The following is a 20,880-nucleotide window of genomic DNA, read 5'->3' on the forward strand; positions in this document are numbered from 1 at the left end:
AGGCCGGGCCAGGCCAGCCTGGACTGGACTGGCCTTGGGCCGGCCTGGCCTGCGCTGCGCTGGCCTGGGCTGGGCCGAGCCGGGCCGAGCCGGGCTGGGCCGGGAGGCAGAACCGTTCGGGGACGTCCGCGAGTTCGGCAGCGTGTGGGCCCTACACCCCGTCCCGGGCGGTGACCGACTGCCCGCCAACGAGCGCCAAGGCCCCTCTCGCAGACCCGCATGCGGGTAGCCGCCGGCCCTGAGCCAACCACGCCCTTGACGCACCGGCTCCACGGCCGCAGCCGAGACGACACCCTGCTCCTCCACGCCCTGCACGTTCACGGCGGCGGCTTCCCCCACCACGGCCGCCTTCACAGCCCTCCCCCTCACCGGCCTCGGCCTCCCACTCCGCCCCCTGCCCCCGCTCAGCAGCACACCGCCCGCCCACACCCAGGCCCCGCTCCCTGACAGGTGACCGGCAAACCGACACCAGCGCCACAAACCTCGACCGCGGGCAAGCCCTCTGAGATGGACTTCCGCGACCAGGGCAAACCCCACCACCCCACGGACAAGCCGTGCCAGCTGGCCAGGCAAACCTCGATACAGCGTGGGCAAGCCAGGCAAGGTCGTGATCGGCCTCGTGCCGGCGGCCTAGCCTGTCGCGAACGGCCGGAAGGGTACGTGGTCATCGCCAGGGTCGGACTGAGGTTGCCGCGGTCGCGTAGCCGTGCTCCCACGTAGCCGGGCAGCTCCTCGACATGTCGGCCGAACAGTCCGCGAGCCGACCGGCTCAGCGGTCAGCCTGTGGGATGGGCGCCGGGCGTGTGGCCGAAGGTGCGCCGGAAGACGTCGATGAACGCGCTGGCCGATGACCAGCCGCATCGGTGTGCCACCGCGGTCACCTGTTCCTTCTCGGCCAGCAGGACCAGCGCGCGCTGCAGACGCAGCTGGGTGCGCCACTGGGGGAAGGTCATGCCGAGGTCGCTGCGGAACAGCCGGGACAGGGTGCGGTCACTGGCTCCGACCTGGCGGCCCAGTTCGGCGAGGGTGCGGGGGTCGGCCGGGTCGGCCCGCAGGATCTCGCACAGCGCGCGCAGCAGGGGCGTGGCCGGTGTGGGCAGGTGCAACGGCTCCTGGGGGGAGGCTCGCAGCTGGTCGAGGAGGACCGCGCGCATCCGGGTCCGTTCCGGACTGTCGTCGTCCGGGACGCGGGTGTAGGCGATGATCAGTTCGCGCAGCAGCGGGCCGACGGCCAGCACGGTCGGGGCGTCAAGACCGAGGGGGTTGTCTGTCGTTGGCAGTCCCACCAGGTGCAGTTCGAGTTCCCCGTGGGCCTGGTGGGCATGGACGACGCCGGCCGGCACCCAGATGGCGCGGGTGGCCGGGGCCACCCAGGAGCCCTCACTGGTCGTGACAGCCAGTACGCCCCGGCCGGCGTAGACGATCTGGTGGTCGTCGTGTCGGTGGGCATCGATCTCACCGCCGGACACCAGATGTTGGGTGCGGGTCGGAGCGACCGGCTCATGGCGGACTTTCGTCATCATCCGGCAGCTTATCGAAAGCGCGACACACGAGCCGGTCCGGACCATGGCGGGGTGCGGAGGAATACATCAATCACCCCGTTGTCCGTCGGCCACGCCTGTGTCGACATCCACCGAGGCGCCCGCCTCGCTGCTGTCCTCGGTGACGCAGCCGGCGTTCTGTGCGCTCACCGACCTTGGGCGATGCCCTGGCTGCTGCTCGGCGAGGCAGGCATCGCGCTGAGCGGGCTGGGCGGTTCGAACGCGCTCACGCTCGTGTTCGTCGCTGTCTCGGGCATCGGCGTGGCCGCCTACCATCCGGAATCCGCCCGCCTCGCCCGCCAGGGGCGCTACCGGGCGTTGAGCCGGTTCTCCAGCGGCGGCAACACCTGCTTCGCGCTGTCCCCGCTCGTGGTCACCGCCGTGGTGGCCGCGGAAGGACTGAGCTGGGTGCCGCTGCTGGTGCTGCCGGCCCTCGTCGGCACAGCGCTGTGTCTGCCCGTGCTGCACGCCCTGCAGCAGAAGCAGGACGGCGGACCCCGCACCCCGGTGCCGACCGGGAGCCCTGGCCGCCCGCTGGGACCGAGTGACGGTCGCCCGCTGGTCGTACCTGCTTACCGCCGTGGCCATCGGCGGTCTGGCCGGCCCCGTCATCGGCAGTATCGCCGACGCCACGTCCCTGCAGACCGCCTTGGTGCCCCTCGTCGTGATGCCGCTGCTGAGCCGGCTCCTCATCCGAGGTCTGCCCCCCGCCCGGCAGTCCGCAAACCGCTGACCGACAACCCAGTTGGTCCACGGGCGCCTGGACGGCCCGAGTGCCGCCGTCGGTTCTCCGGGCGCGCACCGATGCCCGTTCGGCCACTGCCCCGTCATCGACCACCAAAGGACGCTCTGATGAATACCGAGACCCTTCTGATTCACGCAGCCCGGCAGACGGCCACCGCCGCGCATTCGGTGAGTCCTCCGCTGGTGCGCACCTCAACGACCGTGTTCGCCTCGTACGACGCCTACAAGCAGGCGCAGGGCGGGCTGGTGTTCGACGGCCCGCGCTACGGCAGATCCGGCACGTCGACGACGTTCGAACTGCAGCGCGCCATGGCCCGGATCGCGAACACCGAGGCGTGCATCGCGACCGGCAGCGGACTGGCGGCGATCACCGCCGTGCTCGCCGCGCACGCCGGACCCGGACACCACATCCTGGTCGGCGCGGGCGTGTACGGGCCCACGCGGGTCTTCTGCGACGACGTGCTGATCCCGTCCGGAACCGACGTGGAGTACTTCGCCCACGACGTCGACGTATCGCCTCTGCTGCGCGAGAACACAAGCCTCGTGTTCGTCGAGACGCCCGCGTCGTTGACGATGGAGATGTGGGACGTGCCCGCCATCTGCGCGGCGGCCCACGACCGCGGAGTACCCGTCGCCTGCGACGCGACCTGGGGCACCCCGGTCTTCTTCGACGCGCACGCGCTGGGGATCGACATCTCCATCCACGCCGCGACCAAGTTCATCAACGGCCACTCCGACCTGCTGCTCGGACTCGCCACCGGCACCCTGGACGCCCTGGCCGGCGTCCGCGCGTACTGCGACCGTAACGGCACCCATGCCGCCCCGGACACCTGCTGGCTCACGCTGCGCGGACTGCGCACGCTGGCCGTGCGCATGGAACGCCACCAACGCTCGGCGTTCGCCGTGGCGCGGTGGCTGCAGTCGCAGTCCGGTGTCCAGCGCGTCCTCTTCCCCGCCCTCGAAACCGACCCCGGCTACAAGCTGTGGCAATCGCAGTTCTCCGGCGCGGCAGGTCCGTTCACCGTCGAGCTGGCTCCATGCAGCGAAGAGGCGTTCACCCACTTCATCGATTCCCTCTCGCTGTTCGGTCTCGGCACGAGCTGGGGCGGGTTCGAGAGTCTGGTCATGCCCGCCGTGCCCCACCATCTGCGCGCCCTGGCCACCCCGGCGAACACGCCCCGACTGGTCCGCTTCCACATCGGACTGGAAAGCCCCCAGGACCTCTGCGACGACCTGGCCGCAGCACTTGCCGCCGTACGAGGTGACGGGGGCACCGGCGGGCAACTTCAGGAAGCCGGCATTGGTTGACGATCCGTCGGCGAAGATCGAGAACGGCCGACACGCCTTCGAGACTGCTTCAGAACCCAGAGCGCAGCCGACGGTTGTCAGGGGCGTGAGCAGCACTGCGAGGGGGTGCGGCGGCGGGTGATCACGGATCTCCTACCGGGGCAGCGGCCGGCAGCGTCCGTCGGGGCTCAGGTGGAGCTTGGTTGCGGCGCGGGGCCGTCTGCCTCCAGGAGCAGCCCGCTGTCGCGGGCGCCGGCGACACCGTAGAGGTCTCTGCCGGTCGCCCAGCTCACAGCCTGCGCTTCGGCGTCCTCCCTCCTGATCCAGAGTCCCATGCCCGGATCTGCCTCCAGCCTCCGAGACAGATCCGGGCTGTAGACAGCCCTGACACGGAAGTTCTCCAGGTGAACCACACGAGTCACCAGCCCCGCCAGACGAGGCGAGCCGCGGTGCCGGCCCACTGCGAGAGCTTCTCCGAAGCCGAGATCCCAACGCGGCGCGACCAGCCACACCTTGCCCCCGGCCGGGAAGTGTTTGGTACCGCTGCGGACCTCCGCCCCGTCCGGTCCGTACGGGATCTCACGCCGAACGTTCGCAACCACGGCGTACCCGAACAACCGGCCCGTCTCAGATGGAGTAGTCATACAAGCAAGTCTCACCGACTCCGAGCCACTTCGGCGTGGGCGTCGGCACCGGCTCTGCGGGGCTCGGCCACGATGGCGACAGCGGCTTCTTCCGGCACATCCTCAAGGACGGTTGCGGGCAGTCGGCCGACCAGTAACTTGCCATGCCAGAGGCTGATCCCGATCCGCCTGTGGAGCAGCTTCACGACCTCGATGGCCCGGGGCCCGGGGTCTGTGAGAACTGCGGTGTGCGGCTGGTCGTCGCAGATCAACAAGAAGGACTCGCTCACCGGTTCCGGTCTCTCTGTAAGCCCGCCATGGGCTGCTGCAGCATGCGGCGGGGCAATGCGGTCATGTCCGGAGGAGGATCCGGAGGAGGATCCGGATCCGGGTGCGGAGCAGGTCGAGTTCGGCTCGGCCGTACCCTGCTCGCTTGATCAGTTTGACGCGGGTGACCACCTGTCCTCGATCCTGTTGAGGACGGTCCTGCCGCGTCCCGCGTCACTCGTGCACGGGGACGGCGAAGGTGCGGACGTGCCCGCAGGCGGCCCCGGGGGATGTGCCGCCGGCGGTCACCAGCCGCGGTGGTTGGGGCACTCAGTGGGTCCGTAGGCCTTCTCGGTCGGGAGGGGCTTCCGGTCGATCCACTTGGTCTCACGGATCCTGAAACGGCCGTGGTGTCGGAACATGGGCCGCGAGCACGGCGGCGCCCCTTCCTCCAGCTGGAGGCCGTCCACGTCAACAAGTGCCCGGAGCCCCGATTCCTGCCGGACCTGCGCGCCCGTGACCGCCCGGACGAACTCAGAGAAGCGGCTCAGGTCCGGGGGCGATCTCCTCAAGGTCGTCGATGGTGCCGGACATGATGGTCCGGATGTGTTCGGTGAGGTGCGCTACGGGCCAGTCCCACCAGGCGAGGGCGAGGAGACGGGCGACGTCGTCGTCGTTGTAGCGGGTGCGGATGAGTTTGGCCGGGTTGCCGCCGACGATGCCGTAGTCGGGGACGTCGTCCACGACCACGGCGCCGGAGGCGACGATCGCGCCGTGCCCGATGCGGACCCCGGGCATGACCATGGTGTTGTGGCCGAACCAGACGTCGTTGCCGACGACGGTGTCGCCCCTGCCCGGCAGGCCGGTGATCAGGTCGAAGTGCCCGGCCCAGGAACCACCCATGATGGGGAAGGGAAAGGTCGAGGGGCCGTCCATCCGGTGGTTCGCGCCGTTCATGATGAACCGCGTCCCGGTTCCCAGCGCGCAGAACTTCCCGATGACCAGTTTCTCGGGCCCGTAGTGGTAGAGGACGTTGCGGGTCTCGAACGCGGTCGGATCGTCGGGGTCGTCGTAATAGGAGTACTCCCCGACCTCGATCAGCGGCGAGGTCACCAGCGTCTTGAGCAGGACCACCCGCGGCTGATCGGGAATCGGGTGGAGCACCGTCGGGTCCGGGGGAAGGCCGTTCATGGGAGTCGCTCTCGGTCGGCAGCAGCTGGCGCAGGTCCCATTCTGCGTATGCCGGACGGCTGCTCCGGGCATCTACCGCCGTGCCGGCTCACCCCGGTAGCACCGGACGCACCACACCGGACTGCCCGCCGGCCGTCCCTTCCGGTCTGCCGGCACAAACGGAACAGCGCCCCGCAGGACGGCACCTGCGCTCTCGCGGCAAGCTCAAGCGTGGGCAGGGGTGAGCGGCGGCCGGGGCGGTGGGGGCGGGCTCATGCCTCGGGATCGTTCAACCGCCTGATCTGCGCCAGTTCGTCCTCGGTGAAGTCGGGTCCGGCCGCAGCAAGCACCCTCTGCAGCAGCCAGGATCGCGTCCCGGGACGGCTGGTGCGGGGTGACCGCAGCCCCCGTGATCGCGTTCGTGGCGCAGTCGATGAACCAGGTCACCCACGGGAAAGCCAGCTCGCCCTCCAGATCGACCTCGACCGGGACGTGCTTGTGGTCGCCCTCCCAGCACGCGTTGCGCCACGTCTGCGACCGGCGCAGGTGGACATCGCTCCGCCGCAGCGTTCGCTTCGGCCGGCAACTCCCGGTGCACCGCCGCCGCGTTCCCGCACCGAACGCCACCAAGCGGGCGTGGTCCGTACACAGCTCACCCCGCGCATCCAGCACCAGCACCAGCAGCCGCGACACCGCCTGCCGACGCGCCAACACCGGCGGCACCACCGGTCCAAGAGCACAATCGTCCGGCATCCGGCTCCCGCCCATACCGCCTCCCGCCTACCTGGCCTGCCTGTACGACCGTGTCTGTCAGCGGTCTCCCCTCATGAAGCCCCGATCCGCAGCGTGGTGACACCGCAATCCGCACTCCCCTGACACCAGGCGACCTCATTACCAGGCTGTCCAGCAAGATCGTCACAGCTTGTCACCGCCAAAAGCGCGGCCACCTGTCACCACCACAACCGCCCAAGCCTGTCACCCGTACAAACGACACACCGCGGTCAGTGACATGTCCCTGCTCCCCAGTGACAACAAACCGCAGATTCGCAGCTCCCACGGTCAGCCGCCCCACCAGCTGCCCTTCCATCGAATTACGATGTGGATCTATTGAATGTCGATAGGTTGGGCAAGAGTGGGGGCGAGGGTGGGACCGTCGCCCGTACGGACGTCTGCGCGGGCTTCCGTTCGCGGGTGGCCGCAAGATGGGGCGGGAACGTGCGACGGGAGGCTGTGGATGGTGGAGACCGCCTGGTGCGCGACGAACCGGGCGCGGTGCGGCCTGGTGCTGGCAGGGGTGGTGGCGCTGGTCGCCGTGACCGGGTGTGGTGGGGAGGTGCGGGAGGCCGGGGCCGGACCCCGGCCGCAGGTGTCGGGGGGCGGCAGGGTCACGGTGGTCTACGAGGAGCGGACGGCCGGGCCGGAGGACCGGCGGGTCGTGACGCTGATCCGGAAGTCCCGGGTCCTGGAGCGGGCGGCCGACTGGGTGAACGGGGCGCTGGTGCTTCCGCACGACCTGGTCGTCAAGGTGACCGCCGAGGTGCCGCCCGGCGTCACCGATGCTGTCACTCAGCCGGACGGCAGGACCATCTTCATCCCGCCGTCGTTCCTGGCCGAGGTGGAGGCGGCCTTCGCCGATATCGTGAAGACCGTCGAGCGGCCCTCACCGCTGCCCGCGTCCTCGTTCAACACCGACGACCTGACCGTGCTGTCGACCGAGTTCGTCTTCGGCCATGAGCTGGGCCATGCCCTGCAACGTCAGCTCCTCCTGGCCAACCTCGGCCTCGAAGAGGACGCGGCCGACGGCTTCGCGTCCTTCTACACCGTCAACGAGGTCGGGCCGGGCCCGTCGCTCGCCGCCGCGATGCTCTTCGACGAGATCGCCCGCAAGGAGGGCCGGCTGACCCTGGAGAACCTGGCCAGCGACCACCCCGTCACCCAGCAGCGGGTCTTCAACTTCCTGTGCTACCTGGAGGGCAGCGACCCGAAGGGGTACCAGCAATCGCTGGTCGACGACGGATACCTTCCGAAGACCCGCGCCCCCTTCTGCCCACAGGCGTGGGCGATGCTGGACTCCGGGTGGTGGACCCAGCTGCAGCCGCACTTCAGGGCGGCGTTCAAGACGCGGGGGGACGAGGAGCAGAGGAAGGCGCGGGCGCGGTTGACCGCGGAGATCCGGGCGCTGTCGGAGCGGATCGACGAACTGCGCAAGGGTGGGTAGGCCGTAGGCCCGGCTCGGCAACCGTCACTCCCACCGCCACGCCTGACCCCCAGCAACGGCCCCACACCACACGCACCGCAAAGACGCTGCCCACGAGCCAACCCGATGCCGACCCTGCCCTTTGGAGGTGAGCTGACGCCAGCCCCTCCCTCCTACCTCAGCCAGGCGCGCTGATAGAACCCCGTCATGACGTACCGATTCACCGCCCGCGCCGCCAGAACAGAAATCGATCCTGACGGCTACTTCACCGAAGCCGCTCTCGCCGAGGAGGAGGACGGAAGCGGCTTCATCTTGATGTTCATGGCGGGAGAGGAAGATCCAGACCATCATGAGATCGCCGGGGGGGGGATGGACACACACTGCCTGGTCACCGCCGGACAGGGGACCGCATACGGCTGTGTACGCGAAGCCGTTCTCACGGGCAACGTCCTCCGCGTCTCGCTCAACCCCGAAGCACTGGAAGACCTGCGGTTGAGCGACAGCGAGATCGAAGCCGTCATCGAAGCACCCACCGATGACATCACCCTGTTCCGCGAAGTCCTCGCCCGAGTACTCGCCTACGGACGCGCGGACGCCGTACCCACCCGCCTGGCAGTCTGAGCCACGCACCAGACCATGACCCGGCCATGAGCAGGCCCAACGAACACCTGCAAGCCCGGTGCGGGCGGGTCCTGGTTCTGCTGCCCACCCTCGGCCTCCTCACCCAGACCGCCCGGGAACGGCGCACGGCCGCGGCCCCGTCACCGTCTGCGCCGCCTACGTCTCGCGGTCCGGGAGTCGCGCCGGACAGGGCGTCCGTCCCGCTTGAGGGGCTGCGGACTCTGCATGACCCGGACACGGTGGAGCCAGACGATGACGACGGATCCGAAGACCGAGCCACGCGGCTGACGCCAATATTGGTCATCGACGATGCAGCCGGGCGGCAGCGGCCAGGATCGGGGTGGTCACGGTGGTGGCGGCGGCGCCGAGTGCGGTGTCGGTGGCCAGGATCAAACGGACCGTTCTCATGGCAAGGGTGAGGACCTCGCCGCCGCGCCGGCGCATGCCCGCCTCGAATCGTTTCACGGCCTCGGCCGTCGTCGTATCGCCGTCAGTGACGCGGCTCAGTTGCTGAAGCAGGGCGGCAGCATCGCGTATGGCCGCGCCGGCCCCCATTCCGGCCGTGGGCGGTGTCGCGTGGACGGCGTCGCCGAGCGCGGTGATACGGCCCGCAGGCCATGGCGCGAGGTCGGTGGCACGGGTCGAGGCGGCATTGAAGCGGTACGCGGCCACGCTGTGGGGGTCGGCGCGGGCGATGACTTCCAGCGTGTGCCCGGCCCAGCCCTGCTGCCGGAACCGTCCCGGCAGCGCGGCCTGCAACTCGCCGTCGCGCAGTTCGCGCAGGGAGTCGGTCGCGTCGGATTCGGGGAACATCGCGCCCCAGATGTAGGTGGGGCCGGTGGTGACGGACATCCGCAGTTCGGGGGCGTCGAGTACCGCGTTGCCGACAGGGTCGAGGAAGCCGACGTACAGCGCTGCCCCCCGCGGGCCGATCGCCAGCCCTGATCGTAGTCCGAGCCGTTGCTGCTCACCGGAACTGAGGTCGGCGCGGAGGGTACGGCCGGAGAACCCGATGATGCCGGCCGGGCTGTTGGTCCGGCCTCCCGCCAGGCGTCGGGCGACCAGGGAGTGGGTGCCGTCCGCGCCCACCACCAGATCCGCCGAGACAGGTGCGGCGTCGGCGAACCGTACGAGTGGTGCGCCGTCGTCACCCTGGCCCACGTCGGACACCGTCCGCCCCAGATGCAGGTCGTCGCCGACCTCCTCGGCCAGCAGCGTGCGCAGAGTGATGCGATCGACATCGATGCCGGAATCGGCACTGAGGTCCGGCCCGCGGCCGAGGAGTCGGCCGCGACGGTCCCAGAACGCATCGCGGTCGCGCAGCCGCAGCGCCGAGGCCGACGCCAGCAGTCGCCGCATGGTCTCCGGCGCCACCAGCTCCCGCAGCGCCGACTGGGCCCGGTCGTCCAGGGTGATGTGGTAGCCCCCTGTCGCCGCTACGTCGGTGTCGCGGTCGAACACCGCCACCTCGAACCCCCTGCGGCGCAACCCCGCCCCCAGCGCGAGTCCGCCGATCCCGCCACCTACCACGACAACACGCATACCTGACCGTTCCCTTCAGCCGCTGCCCACCTGGGCATGAACGCAACCGTGGCACCGGTAGTGGACACCGAGTGGCCACTACCGGGCATGATGGGACGATGGCGAGCACTTCACGACGGGCCTTGCGGTTACTGTCCCTGTTCGGATCGCGCCGCCTGTGGCCGCTGCGCGAACTCGCCACCGCGCTCGCGGCCAGTGAGCGCACCGTCCGCCGTGACATCGAGACCCTGCGCGGGCTCGGATATCCGATCACCACCGTCCACGGGCCCGACGGCGGCTACCAGCTCGGCGCAGGGCACACCCTCCCTCCGTTGGTGTTCGACCACGATCAGGCGCTGGCGGTCGCGGTGGCCCTGCAAACCGCGCCAGGAACGGTGTTCGGCCTGAGTGACGACGCGGCGCGGGCACTGGTCACCCTGGAACAGGCCATGCCCGCTGCGCTGCGGGAATCGATGAAATCCCTGCGCCTGACCAAACTGCGGAACTACTGGGAGTTCCCGACGCCCCCCATCGACTCGGCCGTGCTCACCGCCGTGGGGGCCGCGGTGCGCCACCGCCACGCACTGGTGACCGAGACGCTGCGCGCCGACGGATCCCGCGCCGAATCCGGCGACGACGACTTCGTGCCCGCCCGCCGCATCGAGCCCCACCATCTGGTGGTCTGGGCCGGGCGGTGGTACCTGGTCGCCTACGACCTCGGAGACCACCAGTGGCGAGTGCACCGTGTCGACCGGCTCCGCCCCCGTCCCACGACACACCACTTCCCTCCTCGCCGGCTTCCCCACGACGATCTCGCTCACTTCGTCATGAGCAGTCACGACCGCGGCGATGCCCCCGCCGCCTGGGAGTGCACCGGCAGTGCCCGACTCAACCTGCCGGCCGGCGTCGTCGCCCGCTGGGCACCCAGCGGCTCGGTAGTCGAAGACCTCGACGCCGAGCACAGCCGCCTCACCCTCGGCGCCTGGTCCTGGGCCGGCATCGCCGGGATACTGGCCACCTTCGACACCGAACTCACCGACCTCCACCCGCCCGAACTCGCACAGGCATGCCGCCGACTGGCCGACCGATTGACCGTTGTCGCGGAGGCCGAGGGAAGGGCGTAGCCGGCGGTTGCGGATCGGGGCTCGGCCGAACAAGCCGAACAGCGTGCGAAGTCGAGCAAGGGCTACGCCGTACTGGCCACCTGTACCGGCGTGTCCGAAGCCGCGCTCAAGCGGGCGGCGGGCGGCGAGGTCCGGCCCACTCGGCGCACGGGTCGGCCAGTACCGGCACGCCTGCCACATTCAGCACGGTGAAGGACGCCAAGAAGCCTCGCCCTCGCGGCACTGATGAGGAATCGGCTGTGGCGGATATTTCGTGAAGGCCAGTTCCAGACATCTGCCGTGCCCGGCAATGTCCCTTCATCAGCATGGTGTTCGTGGGGGACGAACAGTTCTGGGATCTGGGGTGGCCGGACGTTGAGGGGCTGGTCATCGACGCGGTGGGCGTCGTTGGGGACGCGGTACGGGTTGATCTGCATGCTCGGCAGCCGACGGTGGCATGCCCATCTTGCGGTGTGGCCGCCTTACGCGTGCGCAGCACGTACATGAGGCGCCTGGCCGACCGTCCGCTGGGCGGTCGGCGGGTGCTGCTGCGTCTGCGGGTCCGCCGGTTCTTCTGCGACAACGGCCTGTGCTCCCGCCGGACCATGGCGGAACGGGTGCCAAGCCTGACCGCGCGGTACCGGCGCCGGACGACGGCCCTGGCCCGGATGGTGCAGGCGATCGGCCCGGCCGTCGACGGCCGGGCCGGTGCCCGGCGCGCCGGCTACCTGCCGGTCCGGACGAGCCGGGACGTGATCCTCGGTGAACTTCGGCGACTCCCGGACCCAGCGTCCGCCCAGGTCAGGGTGCTGGGGATCGACGAGTTCGCGTTCCGCAGGGGCGCGACCTACGGCACCAGCGCGAGCATTGGCCCGAGGTGGTCGATGATCCGGTCCGCCGTGGACTTCGATACCCCGAACAGCGGGGCGAGCTGGCGCATCGTGAGGTTCGTCCGCCAGTAGGTCGCGACCAGCAAGGCTCGATCCTCCAGCGGGAGGCTCCACGGCCGGCCTTTGCGGACCGCGTCCGCACCCCCGCGTCGCAGAACCGTCACCAGCTTCCCGAACTGCCGCGGGCTCAGCCCGGTGAACGGGGCTATCCATGACGGCTCCAACGCCGTGATCACACCAGCCACCGCATGATCGTTCCATGACGTCCGGCACAAGGCCGAGAATGCGCGTATGACTGAAGAACTGGTGAGGTTCCTTGAGGCGCGGCTGGATGAGGAGGCCGACTTGGCCCGGCGCTGCGACGGTGACGGGTGCGGAGAGTGGTCTGCCCAAGGACACACGGTCGACTTCTGCCAGGTTGACCTCCCCGGGTTCCACCCCACGATTGCTCTGCATGTGGCTCTTCACGACCCGGCCCGCGTTCTGCGTGAGGTCGAAGCCAAGCGGCGCATCCTGGCACGTCACGCCCGCGATCCCTGGCCGTGCCACGACTTGCGTGACCTTGCCTCGCCCTACACGGACCATCCTGACTTCCCTACCCGGGCGTGAGGCAGCGCAGCCGGCAGGCAGAGCGTCCGACGAGCCTGAACCGAGCCCCGCTTCCTGAAGATCACTCACGGGACAGCCCTTAGGCTGACCAGCCATGACAGGAATTGACGAGCTCTGGAACCGAAGCGGTCTCCGTCCGAAGCAAGCAGTTCGCTGTCGAGTGACCGGCCACCGCGGACGCTTCGGCGTCGAAGTCGACGTAGTCCACCCCGCCTCCGATACCCCGGCCTTCATCGACTTCGTAAACCTCACCAGCAGCCCAGAGCACCCCCTGCCCGAGGACTTCCCACCACTCGGGAGCACCCTCGACGCGGTTGCGCTCGACTTCATGCCCTATGGAGAGCTGCGACTGGTGGCACGCGACCGGTGACCATCACGAAATATCCGCCACAGCCGTTTCCAGGAATCGCCATCAGCCCGGCCCGAACAGCCAGACCGCCGCGGCCCAGACGGTGATGCCACGACCTTGGACGGCGTCCCATCCTGCGACCCGGACACCGGGCAAGCCCACGCCACGAAGGGCTTGCCCAGCCAGCCCCACGACCGGTCACCACGGCCGAGCGCGACCAATCCAGCACCCACGATCAGTCAAACAGCACCTCAGCCCCGCGACCGGTCCGCGCACCTCCCACCGCGCCGATGACCGGTCATCCGTCACCGACCCCCAGCAGCCCAGGGTCCCCTTGGGCTTGCCCGGACTCCGAGGGGGTTGCCCCGGGCTGTCAGGTCTGCCGCTACTTCAGCAGGGTGCGGAACTCTTCGAAATCGAGGACCCCGTCGTGGTTCACATCAGCCGCCATGGCCTTCTTGACCTCTTCAGCGAGGTGTCCCTGGGCACCCTCGGCCTTGAACCCCTCCGCCAGTTCGACGATGCTGATCTGCCCGTCGCCGTCCGTGTCGATCTCGGCGAACAGCGCCCTGAGCTCGGCCTCGTTCATGACATACCTCTCTCGCGTTCACAGGCCCGAAGGCCCACATGGCCCACCACCCTGTCACACCGTCAACTCACGCTGACAGCCGGGCGATGGTCCCGCCGCCGCACCCACGCGTCGTACGTCCCGCGGCGTTCGGCTGCCGCTCATGCACTGCGCGGCGTACCGGGCAAGCCGTGAGGACCCCTCCCACCTCCCCGACCCCCGAAGCGGAACCGGGGCCTCACCGCCCCCACCAGAGCCGTCAGACCGTGATGACGATCTTGCCCCGGGCAGCGCCCGCCATCAGCATCTCCAACGCCTGCGGGACCTGGTCGAGCGGGAAGGTCGCGGACACCGCGGGGCCGACCCGGCCCGCGTCGACGAGGGAGGCCAGTTCGTCCAGGTCCGCGCGGTTCTGGCGGCTGGCCAGCATCGTCAGCCGCTGCCGGGTGAAGGGCGAGCGCACGACCGCGTGGAACTGGCGGCCCATGCCCACCCAGTCGCCGCAGTCCTCGCCGCCCACGATGACGAGCGTGCCGCGCGGCGCCAGTACCCGGCGCAGCCGAGCGAGCGGAGTACCGCCCGCGATGTCCACCACCACGTCGTAGCCGACGCCACCGGCGGTGACGTCCTCGCGCGTGTAGTCGAGCACGCGGTCCGCGCCCAGCGAGCGCACCAGGTCCGCCTTGGTCGGCCCGCACACTCCGGTGACCTCGGCCCCGAAGGCCTTGGCCAGCTGCACGACGTACGTGCCCACACCGCCCGACGCCCCGGTGACCAGCACCCGCCGGCCGGCCCGGACCCGCCCGGCGCCGCGCAGCGCCTGGAGCGCGGTGAGGCCGGACACCGCGAGCGCGCCCGCCTCCGGGTACCCCAGCCGCTCGGGCTTGGGCGCCAGCCGGTCGGCGCGCGCCACCACGTACTCGGCGAACGCCCCGCGGGCGGTTCCGAACACCTCGTCGCCCACGGCGAACCCCGTCACCCCGGGGCCGAGCGCGGCCACCGTGCCCGCCACGTCCAGCCCGGTCAGCGGATTGCGGGGCCGTCTCAGCCCCAGGGCCGCGCGCACCGCGTAGGGGTAGCCGGCCATCAGGTGCCAGGTGCCCCGGTCGACGCCGGCCGCCCGGACCCGCAGGAGCACCTGCCCGGCACCGGGGGTCGGCCGTGCCACCTCCGCGAGGCGCAGCACCTCGGGAGTCCCGTACCCGGTCTGAACGACCGCCTTCATCGTCGAGCTGTCCATCTGCGTCATCCCGTCCTACTCGCCCGGCCCACTGCCGTACTTAGTACGACTTACTTAGTACGGTACCCTGGACCGTCCGGTCAACCCAGTACGGAGCAGAACGGAGACAGAGGTGCCCGAGCACGTACCCCTCAGCCGCGACCGCGTCCTTCGGGCCGCCGTGGACCTCGCCGACGAGGGAGGGGTCGCCGCCGTCACCATGAGGGCGGTGGCGGAGCGGCTCGGGGTGAAACCGATGTCCCTGTACCACCACGTGCCCCACAAAGAGGCGATCCTCGACGGCATCGTCGACGCCGTCTTCGCCGACATCGAGCTCCCCCTCGACGAACCGGACTGGCGCGCGGCCCTGCGCCACCGCGCGCACAGCGCCCGGACGGTCCTCGGACGGCACTCCTGGGCCATCGCACTCATGGAGTCGCGCGCCCACCCCGGCCCGGCCACCCTGCACCACCACGACGCCGTCCTGGGGATCCTCAGCCGCGCGGGCTTCCCCTACGCGCTCGCGGGGCACGCCTACTCGCTCCTGGACAGCTACGTGTACGGCTTCGCCCTGACCGAGGCGGCCCTGCCCTTCGCCCCGCAGGACGTGGAGATCGCCGTCGGCGACTTCCTCGCGGCCTTCCCGGTCGGGGCCTACCCGCACCTGGCCGAGTTCGCGGCCCACCATGTGCTCCAGCCCGGCTACGCGTACGGGTCGGAGTTCGAGTACGGCCTCGAACTGATCCTGGACACCCTCGCGGCCCGCCTCGCCGGGGCCACCGGGCCCTGAGCCGCACGCGGGCCCCACCGGCGCCCCGCCCCGTACGGCCGGGAACGTCCGTTGTCGTACCGCTCTGGCACCATGCAATGCATGCAGATCATTCCCTCTCACGGCGTTGACCTCGTGAAGGTCGGAGACCTTCGTTCGCAGGTCGAGGAGCGGGTCGGGCCGGCCATGCACGGGCCGGGCGGCGAGCGCGCCGTCTACGACACCGAGCCATGGCTCGTCGTCACGTACGGCGGGGACGAAACGGTGGGGGTGGTCGAGCTCAGCTACGCCAGCCGGACCGAGCTCGTCCCGGTCCACTTCGCCGGCGTGCAGCTGACCTGCCGGTTCCTCGACGACGTCGTAGCGGACCTGCACGCACTCGGATACACCAGCGAGCCGTCCGACATCGGCCACGAATTCCACGCCGGCTTCGCCGTGTGCTCCTCCCCGTCGCTGTCGGCGATCGACATCGACCCGACGGCAGACGAGGACGACGAGCGGCGCGTCGCCACGATGGTGTCCGTCGCACCGGCCTCCTACTTCTTCGGCGAGGACGAGGAGGCCGACGCCGAGGGCTAGGAGTTGTCGCCGAAGTGTCGCGCCCACATCAGGAGTGACGCGGGGGTGACGGGTGCTCGGCAGGCCCGTGCCGTCTTGTCGTACCCGGTGGCCCGGTTGCGGACCTGGCCGGGCCGCTCCGGGATGGTGTGCGTGATGCCCCGGCGCCGTAGCCAGACACGGATGGCCTTCGAGCTGTAGCCCTTGTCGCCGATGACGTGGTCGGGCCTCACCCGGTGCCGGCCCGGACCGATCCGGGGCACGAAGGCAAGCGGTCGGCCCGAGACGTCGCGAGCCAGGTGAATCTTGCTGGTCGGCCCGCCCCGGGACCGGCCGAGGGACGGGCTCAGGAGGCCCCTTTTCGGGCCCCGGCCGCATGCTGGTGGGCGCGGACGATGCTGGAGTCGACCGACACCGGCCTGTCGATGTCGCCTGCCGCGTCCGCCTTCGCCTGCGCGGCCCGGAGCATCCCCTCGGAGGTCCCGTCCGCCGCCCACCTGCGAAACGCGTGTAGTCCGCTCGGCATCGCTCCGCTGCCCGCTGCCGTTCGGACCCGTCTGCCGTCCGACAAACGCCCGCTGCCTTCCGTCGCCCACTGCAACCGGCTCCAGCGGCTCCGCCGACCCGCCCGCGTCCGCCGGTGGTGGTGGCGGCCTGCTCGGTGAGTCCTCGCCGGCGGGGAAGGGACGAAGGACACCCCGCCCGATCAGGTCGTCGTCCACGTCTTCGAGAACAAGGCCGCCTACCAGGGCGAGACGAGGGGCATGGGCACCGGCCGGGCCCGGCGCTGCGGCCCGCGGTCCCTGGCGATCACCGCCGACACCCCGGCCGCACCCTGAGCGGACAGTGCGCCGGGACCGTGCGGATCGCGGGACGCCGGGGCGGGCGGTCCGCCATGATGGCAGCAAGCCGGGGGGTAGCGTGGTGGGGAGAATCGGTCGGTTGGGCGCGCACGGCGGACGCGCCGGTGTGACGGTCCTGCTGGTGTGCGCGCTGGCCGTCGCCGTGCCCGACTGCTCCGGCGCCCGGGACGACGCGAAGGCGGGGTCACCGTCCGCGCAGGCCTCGGGCCCGCTGGAGGCACCCCCCGACGACGACGTGGACACCCGGCCGACCTCGGGCTCCTCGTACTCCTCTCCCGTCCCGCGGCCCGAACGGCCGCGGGACGCCGACCGCATGCCCAAGGAGGCCCTGCGCCTGGCCGGCACCGACCCGCGGGCGGCCACCTCGCTGGCGATCGAGGCGGCCGGACTCGGACACGGCCCCACCGTGGTGCAGGCCCTCGACCGCCTGACGCGGCCCTACCTCGCCCAGTACCTGACGGGGGAGCACGGCGACGGGGTCCGGAACAGGGGCCAGGCCTCGATCACCACCTGCGAGGGCGGTTCGGGAGGCGGGACGGTCTTCACCGCGGACTACGCGATCGACATCCCGGACGTCGGGCAGACGGCCCGCGTCGCGGTCCCGCACGGCCACAACTTCGAACCCAAGAAGGCCGAAGCCTTCCACCTGACGCTCGGCACCGGCAACGGCACCGGCCGCGACGACAAGAAGCAGATCGGTGACGTGTTCGCCCTGGAGGTGTTCCTCGTGGAGGACAACGGCAGCGTCTTCGAGGTCGGCCCCCTCACCGTGGCCTCGACCCCGGCCACGGCCGCCGACATCAAGAAGCTGCAGACCAAGGGCTACCCCCTGTCCGACCCGGTCGAGAACCTCCGCGCCGGCCTCCTCAAGACCGCCGACGCCGTATCCAAAGCCCGCCGATAGCCCGCCTTCCGCTGACCGCCGGCGTTCACCTCATGCGGACGGACCGGACACGCGGAGCAGTTCTTCGACGGCGGTGCGCACGGTCTCGTCCTCGAGGAACCCTCGCCAACCACAGGCCGGGCAGGCAGCGCGGATCGTTCATCCGGGCCGGCGACCACAGGGCGGCTTCGCCGACGGTCTCCCGGCCGCCCCGGTCGGGCGCCCGGGTGCTCCTCGACCGGGCCTCCTCGTTGTCGGGCGGGTCCAGCCCGGGCCTCGGCGGGTCACCGTCCGCGGTGCGCTCGAAGGGCCGGCCGAACGCCAGCACCAGCGGCTGCAGCCCGTCCGCCGATTCGTCCGCCGCCTCTCCCCCGGCACCACCGAAGACAGGGATCAAGCCCGCACCCGGTCGTCGGCGCTGTGGGCGTGCGGTCCCTTCAACGCGCGGGACCCGCGTAGAGCCGGACCAGGCCGTGCAGGTAGTCGGGGCCGAAGCCGAAGCCGGCGGTCTCGGGGACGAGGGAGCGCATTTCGCGGGTGGAGACGGCCAGGGTCTCCGCGGGCACGTCGTGGAAGGTCCAGTGTGCCGAGCGGCCCAGGGCCGCCTCCAGGGCCGTGACGATCCCGGCGGCCGGAACGCTCGTCCCCGAGGCGACGTTCACCGTCCGGCCGTCCACCCCTCGGGTGAGGAGCCGGTCCACCACCGTGGTGACGTGCCGTACGTCGATGAGGTCGCGGCGCGCCCCCCTGTGGACCGTGACGACACCCGCGCGGATCTGGCCGGCCAGCGAGGGCAGCAGCTGGCGGGGGTTCTGGCCGGGGCCGACGACGTGGCTGAGCCTGAGGGTCAGCCGCCGCGCGCCGGACTCCGCCACCAGACGCTCCATCGCCAGTTTGTGCCTGCCGTAGGGGGAGGAAGGGCGGGCCCGGGTGTCCTCGCGACCCTCGCCCTGCCTGCCGTAGAGACCGGTGGACGCGGAGGACAGGAAGACCAGGAGGCGGCCCCGCTCCCGGCAGCGCCGGGCGGTCTCGGACACCAGCGCCGCCTCGCGGCGGAAGCGTTCCGGCGAGCGTTCCGCGGTGTCCGAGACCCCGGCGGCCAAGATGGTGGCGGGCGCGCTGTGGGTGAGGCCGTGCCGTAGGTAGCGTGCGAGGAAGCCCCCGCCCACGATCTCCGTCGTCATGCCCGGGGCAGCCGTCGCTCCACCGCGTCGGCCGCGGCCCTTACGTTGCCGGCCCGCCCGATCTCCTCGCGTACGGCGCGCACCCGGCGGCGGACCCCTTCGTGGGCGTGCAGGCCCACGACCGTCCGGCGCAGGACATCGGCCGTGACCGACCTCAGCGGCAGTGTCACGCCCAGACCGAGCTCGCGCAGCCGCCGGGCGTTCGCGGCCTGTTCGGGAAGGCGCGGAACGACGATGGACGCCACCCCGTGGTGCAGGCTCTCCATCGTCGTGGCCATTCCCCCGTGGTGGACGACGAGCGAGGCACGGGCCAGCACGGCCCGCTGCGGGACCCAGGGGTGCACCTCGACGTTGGGGGGCAGCGGGCCGAGCTGCGCGGGGTCGGTGCGGTCGCCGACCGCCAGCACCAGGTGCCAGTCCAGGCCGGCGAACGCCTCGGCCGCCACGGCGTGGAACTCGGGGTGGGCGTGGTCGATGGATCCGAGGGTGACCAGGGCGAGCGGGACGTCCTCCCGGGGCGGGGTCCATCCGCCGGACGCGGGTTCCGCAGGGAGCGCCGGGCCGGCGAAGGTGTAGGCCTCCCCGTAGGTCTCGCCGTCCGGCTGGAAGGACCGGGGCACGAGCACGAGACCGCCGCGGAAAGCGGCATCGAGGTACTCGCGCACGTCGACGTCCAGGCCCTCCTCATGCAGGAACGCGGCCAGCTCGGTGAGGAACTCCCCCGCAGCCGGATTGGCGCCAGGGGTGTGCGGGTCGGCACGGGACCAGTGCCGGCGCGCGGCCAGCCAGGTCCACACCTGCATCGACGCGATGCCCCGCTTGCGGGCGAGCAGCGCCCCCGCGCCCGCCGGGTCCTCGGTGACCACGAGATCGGGCCAGGAACCGGCGAAGCGGTCCTCCAGCCGGGGCAGGGTGGCCCGTGCGTCCGCGAGGTACATCAGGGGCAGCCGGCGCGCGTCGACCGGCCAGTCGGCCGGGTCCGCGGGCAGCGACGAACGGAACGTCACGGCCTCGGCTCCGGCCTCCTCGACCATGGGCGCGAACCGCTCGGTGGTCGCGTAGCTGACTCGGACGCCGCGGCGCACCAGTTCGGCGACCGTGCCCAGGAGCGGGCTGATGTGGCTGTGGGTGGCGGCCGTGAAGAACGCCACGTGCGGGCGGGTGCCGAGCGGCGCGCCCGGGGGGCCGTCGTCAGGCAGCACCGGCATCGCTCACCGCCCCGGAGGCGCTCGTGGGCCCGGGGGGCGTGCCGGCGCGTCGGGCGCGGAGTTCCTCCAGACTGTGCAGGAGCGCGGGAAAGGGCTGCGGCTGGTTGCCGTCGCTGCGGCCGGTCGTCATGCTGAGCCCCTTGACGGGCGGCCCGAGCACCACGTTCTCGCGGTCGGCGAGCCGGGACCGGTGCTCGCGCATGGCAGCGCTCTCCCAGCCGCCGGGCGGCAGCGCGGCGGCCAGCGCGATGGGCGCCCGCGTGCACTGCAGGGCCATGGTCGCCGGTGTGTCCGCGAGGCCCTGGGCCAGCCGGGCTATGAAATGCATTCCGGCCGGATAAACGGCTATGGCGTCCGGCCAGCCCGCCAGTTCGACGTGCAGTTTCCGGACCTGGGGTTCGTCGGACCAGGAGTCCTCGAATACCTGCCGATTGGTGAGGACTGCGAGTCCTTCACGTGTGACGAAGCGCTGCGCGGACCGGGTGAGAACGATCCGCATTTCCACGCCTGGATAACTCACCTGGAACCAGTTCACCCACAGCGGCAGGAATGCCGCATTAGACGATCCGGTACCGACGAGGAGAAGTTTCTTGATCCCGATGGGGGGAACCTTCATCGAAGGCATTCCCCAGCTCTGTTCCATTGCCATCTCGTACTCCGATCTCATGGGGCCGCCCGGGAGGCCCAGGCCTCCCGGGAACCCGTC

22 protein-coding genes and 2 pseudogenes are annotated in these 20,880 nt (G+C 70.9%); 11 read left to right on the top strand and 13 right to left on the bottom strand.

All coding sequences use genetic code 11. From position 1 onward, the window contains the following. Positions 1–776: 776 nt before the first annotated feature. Together ACQKM2_RS19995 and ACQKM2_RS20000 are read right to left on the bottom strand one after the other, a co-directional pair. On the bottom strand, positions 777–1,520 hold the full coding sequence (locus ACQKM2_RS19995; protein WP_427711401.1) for an AraC family transcriptional regulator: 744 nt from the start codon (positions 1,518–1,520) through the stop codon (positions 777–779). A gap of 329 nt (positions 1,521–1,849) precedes the next feature. Continuing rightward, positions 1,850–1,984, bottom strand: a complete 135-nt coding sequence (locus tag ACQKM2_RS20000) for a hypothetical protein (protein WP_427711403.1) — start codon at positions 1,982–1,984, stop codon at positions 1,850–1,852. Between the two features lie 137 nt (positions 1,985–2,121). Here ACQKM2_RS20000 and ACQKM2_RS20005 point away from each other — a divergent pair, with 137 nt between their 5' ends. Both ACQKM2_RS20005 and ACQKM2_RS20010 read left to right on the top strand, forming a co-directional pair. Then, the gene (locus tag ACQKM2_RS20005; RefSeq protein ID WP_427711405.1) at positions 2,122–2,274 is read left to right on the top strand and encodes a hypothetical protein; all 153 of its coding nucleotides are present in this window, start codon (positions 2,122–2,124) and stop codon (positions 2,272–2,274) included. Positions 2,275–2,393: 119 nt separating this feature from the next. Beyond that, positions 2,394–3,593 (top strand): trans-sulfuration enzyme family protein, encoded by a 1,200-nt coding sequence (locus tag ACQKM2_RS20010; protein WP_427711407.1) that lies wholly within the window; start codon positions 2,394–2,396, stop codon positions 3,591–3,593. A gap of 167 nt (positions 3,594–3,760) precedes the next feature. Here ACQKM2_RS20010 and ACQKM2_RS20015 read toward each other — a convergent pair whose 3' ends face one another. The 3 genes from ACQKM2_RS20015 to ACQKM2_RS20025 all read right to left on the bottom strand — a co-directional run bounded on the left by ACQKM2_RS20015 (position 3,761) and on the right by ACQKM2_RS20025 (position 5,653). Then, positions 3,761–3,985, bottom strand: a complete 225-nt coding sequence (locus tag ACQKM2_RS20015) for a hypothetical protein (RefSeq protein WP_427711408.1) — start codon at positions 3,983–3,985, stop codon at positions 3,761–3,763. A gap of 242 nt (positions 3,986–4,227) precedes the next feature. Next, positions 4,228–4,485, bottom strand: a complete 258-nt coding sequence (locus ACQKM2_RS20020; RefSeq protein WP_427711410.1) for a ribosomal protein L7/L12 — start codon at positions 4,483–4,485, stop codon at positions 4,228–4,230. A gap of 511 nt (positions 4,486–4,996) precedes the next feature. Then, a complete protein-coding gene (locus ACQKM2_RS20025; protein ID WP_427711412.1) occupies positions 4,997–5,653 on the bottom strand; it encodes a CatB-related O-acetyltransferase in 657 nt (218 codons plus the stop codon). Between the two features lie 1,213 nt (positions 5,654–6,866). Here ACQKM2_RS20025 and ACQKM2_RS20030 point away from each other — a divergent pair. Continuing rightward, positions 6,867–7,850 (top strand): DUF4344 domain-containing metallopeptidase, encoded by a 984-nt coding sequence (locus ACQKM2_RS20030; RefSeq protein WP_427711414.1) that lies wholly within the window; start codon positions 6,867–6,869, stop codon positions 7,848–7,850. Between the two features lie 186 nt (positions 7,851–8,036). Beyond that, positions 8,037–8,450 carry an Imm10 family immunity protein gene (locus tag ACQKM2_RS20035; RefSeq protein WP_427711416.1) on the top strand — a complete coding sequence of 138 codons (414 nt, stop codon included), beginning with the start codon at positions 8,037–8,039 and terminating at the stop codon, positions 8,448–8,450. A 300-nt stretch (positions 8,451–8,750) separates the two neighbouring features. Here ACQKM2_RS20035 and ACQKM2_RS20040 read toward each other — a convergent pair whose 3' ends face one another. Continuing rightward, the gene (locus ACQKM2_RS20040; protein WP_427711418.1) at positions 8,751–9,992 is read right to left on the bottom strand and encodes an FAD-dependent oxidoreductase; all 1,242 of its coding nucleotides are present in this window, start codon (positions 9,990–9,992) and stop codon (positions 8,751–8,753) included. A gap of 98 nt (positions 9,993–10,090) precedes the next feature. Between ACQKM2_RS20040 and ACQKM2_RS20045 the strand changes: the two genes are divergently transcribed. Together ACQKM2_RS20045 and ACQKM2_RS20050 are read left to right on the top strand one after the other, a co-directional pair. Next, positions 10,091–11,095, top strand: coding sequence for a helix-turn-helix transcriptional regulator (locus tag ACQKM2_RS20045; protein ID WP_427711420.1), 1,005 nt, complete (start codon positions 10,091–10,093; stop codon positions 11,093–11,095). Between the two features lie 305 nt (positions 11,096–11,400). Then, entirely contained in the window at positions 11,401–12,036 is a 636-nt protein-coding gene (locus ACQKM2_RS20050) for a transposase family protein (protein ID WP_427711422.1), read from the top strand. Here the strand turns inward: ACQKM2_RS20050 and ACQKM2_RS20055 are convergent. After that, positions 11,925–12,209: pseudogene (locus ACQKM2_RS20055) on the bottom strand (helix-turn-helix domain-containing protein); the annotation flags it as partial. The gene ACQKM2_RS20050 and the pseudogene ACQKM2_RS20055 sit on opposite strands and share 112 nt — an antisense overlap. Before the next feature lie 46 nt (positions 12,210–12,255). On the opposite strand from ACQKM2_RS20055, the gene ACQKM2_RS20060 reads away from it, so the two are divergent. Together ACQKM2_RS20060 and ACQKM2_RS20065 are read left to right on the top strand one after the other, a co-directional pair. Then, complete coding sequence (locus tag ACQKM2_RS20060) at positions 12,256–12,573, top strand: DUF6221 family protein (RefSeq protein ID WP_427711424.1); 318 nt, start codon at positions 12,256–12,258, stop codon at positions 12,571–12,573. Positions 12,574–12,667: 94 nt separating this feature from the next. Beyond that, the gene (locus ACQKM2_RS20065) at positions 12,668–12,943 is read left to right on the top strand and encodes a hypothetical protein (protein ID WP_427711426.1); all 276 of its coding nucleotides are present in this window, start codon (positions 12,668–12,670) and stop codon (positions 12,941–12,943) included. Between the two features lie 364 nt (positions 12,944–13,307). On the opposite strand, the gene ACQKM2_RS20070 is transcribed toward ACQKM2_RS20065, so the two are convergent. Together ACQKM2_RS20070 and ACQKM2_RS20075 are read right to left on the bottom strand one after the other, a co-directional pair. Next, on the bottom strand, positions 13,308–13,511 hold the full coding sequence (locus tag ACQKM2_RS20070; protein WP_427711427.1) for an EF-hand domain-containing protein: 204 nt from the start codon (positions 13,509–13,511) through the stop codon (positions 13,308–13,310). Positions 13,512–13,749: 238 nt separating this feature from the next. Beyond that, positions 13,750–14,739 carry an NAD(P)-dependent alcohol dehydrogenase gene (locus tag ACQKM2_RS20075; RefSeq protein WP_427711429.1) on the bottom strand — a complete coding sequence of 330 codons (990 nt, stop codon included), beginning with the start codon at positions 14,737–14,739 and terminating at the stop codon, positions 13,750–13,752. A gap of 103 nt (positions 14,740–14,842) precedes the next feature. Between ACQKM2_RS20075 and ACQKM2_RS20080 the strand changes: the two genes are divergently transcribed. Then, the gene (locus tag ACQKM2_RS20080; protein ID WP_427711431.1) at positions 14,843–15,499 is read left to right on the top strand and encodes a TetR/AcrR family transcriptional regulator; all 657 of its coding nucleotides are present in this window, start codon (positions 14,843–14,845) and stop codon (positions 15,497–15,499) included. Between the two features lie 81 nt (positions 15,500–15,580). Continuing rightward, positions 15,581–16,057, top strand: coding sequence for a hypothetical protein (locus tag ACQKM2_RS20085; RefSeq protein WP_427711433.1), 477 nt, complete (start codon positions 15,581–15,583; stop codon positions 16,055–16,057). Here ACQKM2_RS20085 and ACQKM2_RS20090 read toward each other — a convergent pair. Next, positions 16,054–16,538: pseudogene (locus ACQKM2_RS20090) on the bottom strand (IS5/IS1182 family transposase); the annotation flags it as partial. The gene ACQKM2_RS20085 and the pseudogene ACQKM2_RS20090 sit on opposite strands and share 4 nt — an antisense overlap. A gap of 440 nt (positions 16,539–16,978) precedes the next feature. Between ACQKM2_RS20090 and ACQKM2_RS20095 the strand changes: the two are divergent. Continuing rightward, a complete protein-coding gene (locus ACQKM2_RS20095; protein WP_427711435.1) occupies positions 16,979–17,803 on the top strand; it encodes a hypothetical protein in 825 nt (274 codons plus the stop codon). Positions 17,804–18,219: 416 nt separating this feature from the next. Here ACQKM2_RS20095 and ACQKM2_RS20100 read toward each other — a convergent pair whose 3' ends face one another. From ACQKM2_RS20100 to ACQKM2_RS20110, 3 genes are read right to left on the bottom strand one after another with little or no spacing between them, the layout of a single operon-like run. Further along, entirely contained in the window at positions 18,220–18,966 is a 747-nt protein-coding gene (locus ACQKM2_RS20100; RefSeq protein WP_427711436.1) for an NAD-dependent epimerase/dehydratase family protein, read from the bottom strand. Then, the gene (locus ACQKM2_RS20105; protein ID WP_427711438.1) at positions 18,963–20,174 is read right to left on the bottom strand and encodes a macrolide family glycosyltransferase; all 1,212 of its coding nucleotides are present in this window, start codon (positions 20,172–20,174) and stop codon (positions 18,963–18,965) included. Before ACQKM2_RS20105 ends, ACQKM2_RS20100 begins: the two co-directional genes overlap by 4 nt. Next, positions 20,158–20,817: a flavoprotein gene (locus ACQKM2_RS20110; protein ID WP_427711440.1), complete on the bottom strand. Its 660-nt coding sequence runs from the start codon at positions 20,815–20,817 to the stop codon at positions 20,158–20,160. Before ACQKM2_RS20110 ends, ACQKM2_RS20105 begins: the two co-directional genes overlap by 17 nt. Positions 20,818–20,880: the final 63 nt, after the last annotated feature.

It is taken from the genome of Streptomyces sp. NPDC004126 (genome assembly GCF_050275515.1).
Lineage (GTDB): Bacteria > Actinomycetota > Actinomycetes > Streptomycetales > Streptomycetaceae > Streptomyces.